Origin of the sequence: Pseudomonas emilianonis, assembly GCF_023072625.1 — a bacterium.
GTDB classification, from domain to species: domain Bacteria; phylum Pseudomonadota; class Gammaproteobacteria; order Pseudomonadales; family Pseudomonadaceae; genus Aquipseudomonas; species Aquipseudomonas paraveronii.
This window is the reverse complement of the sequence record NZ_JAKNRV010000367.1, coordinates 1-4,881: the sequence shown is the minus strand read 5'-3', so window position 1 is coordinate 4,881 and position 4,881 is coordinate 1. Positions and strand designations below refer to the sequence as shown.

At 60.8% G+C, this 4,881-nt stretch carries 6 protein-coding genes; 4 read left to right on the top strand and 2 right to left on the bottom strand.

The genetic code is table 11. The annotated features are described in order from the left end of the window. A partial coding sequence (locus tag L9Z73_RS25305) for a LysR substrate-binding domain-containing protein (RefSeq protein ID WP_247406956.1) occupies positions 1-564 on the top strand: 564 nt, incomplete at its 5' end. Positions 565-668: 104 nt separating this feature from the next. Here L9Z73_RS25305 and L9Z73_RS25300 read toward each other — a convergent pair. Further along, positions 669-1,271, bottom strand: a complete 603-nt coding sequence (locus tag L9Z73_RS25300; protein ID WP_247406953.1) for a glutathione S-transferase family protein — start codon at positions 1,269-1,271, stop codon at positions 669-671. A 10-nt stretch (positions 1,272-1,281) separates the two neighbouring features. Continuing rightward, complete coding sequence (locus L9Z73_RS25295) at positions 1,282-2,448, bottom strand: PLP-dependent aminotransferase family protein (protein WP_247406950.1); 1,167 nt, start codon at positions 2,446-2,448, stop codon at positions 1,282-1,284. 81 nt (positions 2,449-2,529) lie between these two features. On the opposite strand from L9Z73_RS25295, the gene L9Z73_RS25290 reads away from it, so the two are divergent. The 3 genes from L9Z73_RS25290 to L9Z73_RS25280 all read left to right on the top strand — a co-directional run. After that, complete coding sequence (locus L9Z73_RS25290; RefSeq protein ID WP_198717276.1) at positions 2,530-2,964, top strand: MarR family winged helix-turn-helix transcriptional regulator; 435 nt, start codon at positions 2,530-2,532, stop codon at positions 2,962-2,964. Positions 2,965-3,161: 197 nt separating this feature from the next. Then, entirely contained in the window at positions 3,162-4,493 is a 1,332-nt protein-coding gene (locus L9Z73_RS25285; RefSeq protein WP_247406960.1) for an NCS2 family permease, read from the top strand. Positions 4,494-4,559: 66 nt separating this feature from the next. Beyond that, on the top strand, positions 4,560-4,881 hold a 322-nt coding region (locus L9Z73_RS25280), incomplete at its 3' end, for a LysE family translocator (RefSeq protein ID WP_247406947.1).

Genomic DNA, 4,881 nt, shown 5'->3' with positions numbered 1-4,881 from the left:
CTGCGCCTGTTTCGCGAACGGTTTGGCGGAATCGAAGTGCGCCTGCATGACTTGGTGGCCCACCGCATTCATGCCCAGGTACGCTCGGGCGAGGTGGATTTCGGCATCGGCGTGCGCGCACGGCTGAGCCACGGGCTGGCGTTTGTGCCGGTGCTCAATGATCGATTGTGCGCGTTTGTACCGCTGGATCATCCGCTCGCCCGCCATCGGGCGTTGACCCTGGAGCAACTGGCGGATCAGCCGATCATCCTGACCGGGCGCGACAGCAGCGTGCGCGAGCACGTCGAGGCGTTATTTGATCAGACACGCCTGACGATGAACGCAGGCATGGAGGCCAATTACATGTCGACCGTACTGGCCCTGGTGCGTCAGGGGCTGGGGATCAGTGTGCTGCCGGAATCGGCGGCGGACAGCCTGGAGGGGCTGAAGCGCATCGCCATCGACCATCCCGGCGTTAACCGGGAGATCGGGCTGATCAGTCGCAGCGGGATGGGCCTGAGCCCGGCGGCGCAGCGCTGTTTCGACTTACTGCATGAGCAATTATCCGACACACCGCTGAGCTAAATGTGGGAGGGGGCTTGCTCCCGATAGGGCCGTGTCAGTCACCTGATGCATGACTGAACCACCGCTATCGGGAGCAAGCCCCCTCCCACCGTTGACCGAGTGAGTCAGTCGAGCATGGCCACATGTTTGGGATGGCTGGCCACACGCTTCAGCCACGCCTGCACGGCCGGGTAAGGCGTCAAGTCAAAACCGCCCTCATGCGCCACATGGGTGTAGGCATACAGCGCAATATCGGCAATCGAATACTGCTCGCCCACCAGGTACGGCGTGCTTTGCAACTGACGCTCCATCACCTTCAACGCCTTGTAGCCGCCCTTGTGAGTGGTGTTGTATTCGTCGAGGCGATCCTGCGGCATGCCCAAATACAGCTGGATAAACCGCGCCACCGCAATATACGGCTCATGGCTGTACTGCTCGAAGAACTGCCACTGCAACACCTGGGTGCGCAGGCGCGGTTCGGTGGGCAGAAACTCGCTGCCATCGGCGAGGAAGTTGAGGATCGCGTTGGATTCCCACAGGCAGGTGCCGTCTTCAAGTTCCAGCACCGGGATCTTGCCGTTGGGGTTCTTGGCCAGGAACTCAGGGGTCTCGGTGCCGCCGTTGAGGATGTCGACATCCACCCATTGATACGGAATGCCCAACAGGTTGAGCATCAATTTGACCTTGTAGCAGTTGCCCGACTTGTGATCGCCATAAACCTTGTACATGGGGCTCCCCTTATGCCGCTTGCGCGTGCTGTGCTTGACGGACCACTGCGGCCAGGCGCTTGAGACCTTCGTCCAAACGGGACGGGTCGATATGGCTGAAATTGAGCCGCAGTGAGCCAAGGTGCTGGTCCGGCTCGGAAAAAAACGGTTCACCGGGCATGAACGCGACGTTCTGATCGAGCGCAGGTGCCAACAAGGTGCGGGTATCGAGCGGTTGTTTCAAGGTCAGCCAGAAGAATAATCCGCCCTGGGGCACCTGCCAGTCCGCCAGATCGTTGAAATGTCGCACCAATGCGGCCTGGAATGAGTCCCGGCGCTGGCGATAGAAACTGCGCAGTTCCACCAGGTGCTGTTGATACTTTTCGCTGCCGATCCACTGCATCGCCTGCCACTGGCCGATGCGATTGGTGTGCAGGTCGGCCGACTGTTTGAGCTTGAGCAGGTGCGGGAACAGGTCGGGACTGGCGATCAGGTAGCCGACGCGCAAACCGGGCAACAATGTTTTGGAAACGGTACCGGTGTAGATCCAACTGGCCTTTTTCAGACGGCCGGCGATGGGCTGTGCACTGCCGCCGTCGAAGGTCAGTTCGCGGTAGGGTTCGTCTTCGATCAGGGTCACGCCGAACTCGTCGAGCAACGCCGCGACGGCTTCGCGCTTGGCCTCGCTGTAACGCACGGCCGACGGGTTCTGGAACGTCGGGATCAGGTAGATGAATGCCGGGCGGTGGCGTTCAAGACTCGTGCGCAGCGCGACCAGGTCCGGGCCGTCGGCTTCCAGTTGCACGGTGAGACACTCGGCGCCGAACAGTTGGAAAATCTGCAACGCGGCCAGGTAGGTCGGGCCTTCCAAGAGGATTTTCGTGCCCTTGTCGATATACAGCTTGGCCGCCAGGTCCAGGGTCTGCTGGGAGCCGCTGACCACCAGCACCTGGCTGGCCTGGCACGGCACGCCGAGTGCGCGCGCCTCGGCGGCGAGTAATTCACGCAGCTGCGGCTCGCCTTCGCTCATGCCGTATTGGCCGATATTCAACGGCATGTCGTCCCAGTTCAACGCGGGCAACATCGCTTCGGCCGGCAGCCCACCGGCGAACGACATCACTTCCGGGCGCTGGGCCGCCGCTAGGATTTCACGGATCAGGGAGCTTTTTAGGCGTGTAACACGTTCTGAGAAGGCCATTGGGTCACCGGTAGCAAAGCCTGTGGGAAATACGTCAAACTAGTTGACCGAAATTACGCCGACTTCAGTGGATACGTCAATATGCTTGACCTTAAAAACCAGACCAGCCAGCAAAAAGCCATGGAGGCGTTCTTCTTCGGCTACCAGGCGTTCACCGCCAAGGCCGACGAAATGCTGGAGCGCCGTGGCCTGAGCCGGGTGCATCAGCGCATCGTGTTTTTTATCGCGCGCTACCCCGGCCTGAGCGTGAAGGAGCTGCTGGAATTGCTCGGCGTGAGCAAGCAGGCGCTGAACATGCCGCTGCGCCAATTACAGGAAATGCACCTGGTGGAGAGCGTCGCGTCCGAGACCGACAAGCGCAAACGCCTGCTGGAATTGAGCACCGAAGGCCTGCGCTTCGAGCAATCCTTACGCCGTGAACAGGTGAAGCTGTTGCAGCGCGCCTTCAATGAGGCGGGGGAAGAAGCGGTGAACGGCTGGCTGGCGGTCAATCTGGCGCTGAGTGCGGTGAATTAGCCTTTCATCATTTTTTGCGCAGACAATCGAAAACATTATTTGCTTTATTTGTATACAAAAGCATAATTCGCTTCGTGCGAGTTCCTGACCTGTTAGTCAACAAAACCCGCCAGTACCTCACAGCGCTTAAGCGCTGGCCATAACAATAAAATGCTTGAGGAGTACTCGCTGTGGATAGCCGCAAATCCGAAGCCCCGCTGGACCTCGCCCCGCCGGACCTCTCCCTCACGAACCCTGGCTGGCTGGAACGCCTGTTCAAACTGCGCGTGCATGGCACCACAGTGAAGACCGAGTTGATCGCCGGCCTCACGACGTTCATCACCATGGCCTACATCATCTTCGTCAATCCGAACATCATGGCCGACGCCGGGATCGATCACGGCGCCGCGTTCGTCGCCACCTGCATCGCCGCCGCGCTGGGGTGCCTGTTGATGGGCCTGTACGCCAACTGGCCGGTGGGCCTGGCGCCGGGCATGGGTTTGAACGCGTTCTTTACCTACACCGTGGTCGGGACCATGGGCTACACCTGGGAGACGGCACTCGGTGCGGTGTTTATCTCCGGCGTGTTGTTCATGATGCTTACGCTGTCGCGCATCCGTGAATGGCTGCTCAACAGCATTCCGGTGAGCCTGCGCCACGCGATGGGCGCCGGTGTGGGGTTGTTCCTCGGGGTGATCGGCTTGAAAACCGCCGGTATCATCGTCGACAGCCCAGCCACCCTGATCAAGCTCGGTTCGCTGCGCGAGCCGGCGCCGTTGCTGGCGGCCATCTGCTTTCTACTGATCGCGATCCTCAGCTACCACCGGGTGTTCGGCGCGATTCTCATCAGCATCATCGCCGTGACCCTCGCCGGCTGGGGCCTGGGCCTGGTTCACTACAACGGCATCCTCTCCACCCCGCCGAGCCTGGCGCCGACCTGGCTGGCCATGGACATTAAGGGTGTGTTCAATGTGAGCATGATCAGCGTGGTATTTGCCTTCTTGTTTGTACACATGTTCGACACCGCCGGGACCCTGATGGGCGTCGCGCAACGCGCCGGGCTGGTGAACGCCGACGGCAAGATCCACAACCTGTCCCGTGCGTTGAAGGCCGACAGCGCCTCCAGCGTATTCGGCGCCATGGTCGGCGTACCGCCGGTGACCAGCTATGTGGAAAGCGCCGCCGGTGTCGCCGCCGGTGGCCGTACCGGGCTGACCGCTGTGACCGTGGGCGTGCTGTTTGTGGCGGCGATGTTTTTCGCGCCGCTGGCCGGCATGATTCCGGCTTACGCCACCGCTGGCGCGCTGATTTATGTGGCGATGCTGATGATGGCGAGCATGGCCCATATCAACTGGGACGAAGCCACCGATAGCATTCCGGCTATCGTCACCGCGATCATGATGCCGCTGACCTTCTCGGTCGCCGACGGCATCGCCCTGGGCTTTATCACGTATGTGGCGCTCAAGGCCGGCACCGGCAAGTACCGCGAAATCTCCATCAGCCTATGGGTGTTGTGCGCGATTTTTATCGCGAAATTTATCTTCCTGTAGTTCGGGAACACGCGAAGAAACCGCCTCACCCTCGGGTGAGGCTTTGGCATCAAAGGAGCACTGTAAATGAACCTGGAAACCTGGCTGCTGTTCAGTGGCGCGGCGTTGATCGTGATCCTGATTCCCGGCCCGCTGTCGTTGCTGATGATCAGCAACAGTCTCAACTACGGCCTGCGCCGTTCGTACCCGGCGTTTCTCGGCGGCGTGTTTGCCTCGATTTGCCTGTTGAGTGCCTCGGCACTGGGGCTGGGCGCGCTGTTGTTGGCGTCGGAACAGCTGTTCAGCGCCTTGAAGATGGTCGGCGCGCTCTACCTGTTTTACCTCGCCTGGCAGAGCTGGCAGCAATCGCGCCAACCGGCCCAGGGCGCGGTGGTGCCCCAGGCCGTCG

Excerpts from the sequence above, each read along its gene's own strand:
- L9Z73_RS25295 (WP_247406950.1), bottom strand. The coding sequence starts at position 2,448 with ATGGCCTTCTCAGAACGTGTTACACGCCTAAAAAGCTCCCTGATCCGT.
- L9Z73_RS25300 (WP_247406953.1), bottom strand. The coding sequence starts at position 1,271 with ATGTACAAGGTTTATGGCGATCACAAGTCGGGCAACTGCTACAAGGTC.
- L9Z73_RS25290 (WP_198717276.1), top strand. The coding sequence starts at position 2,530 with ATGCTTGACCTTAAAAACCAGACCAGCCAGCAAAAAGCCATGGAGGCG.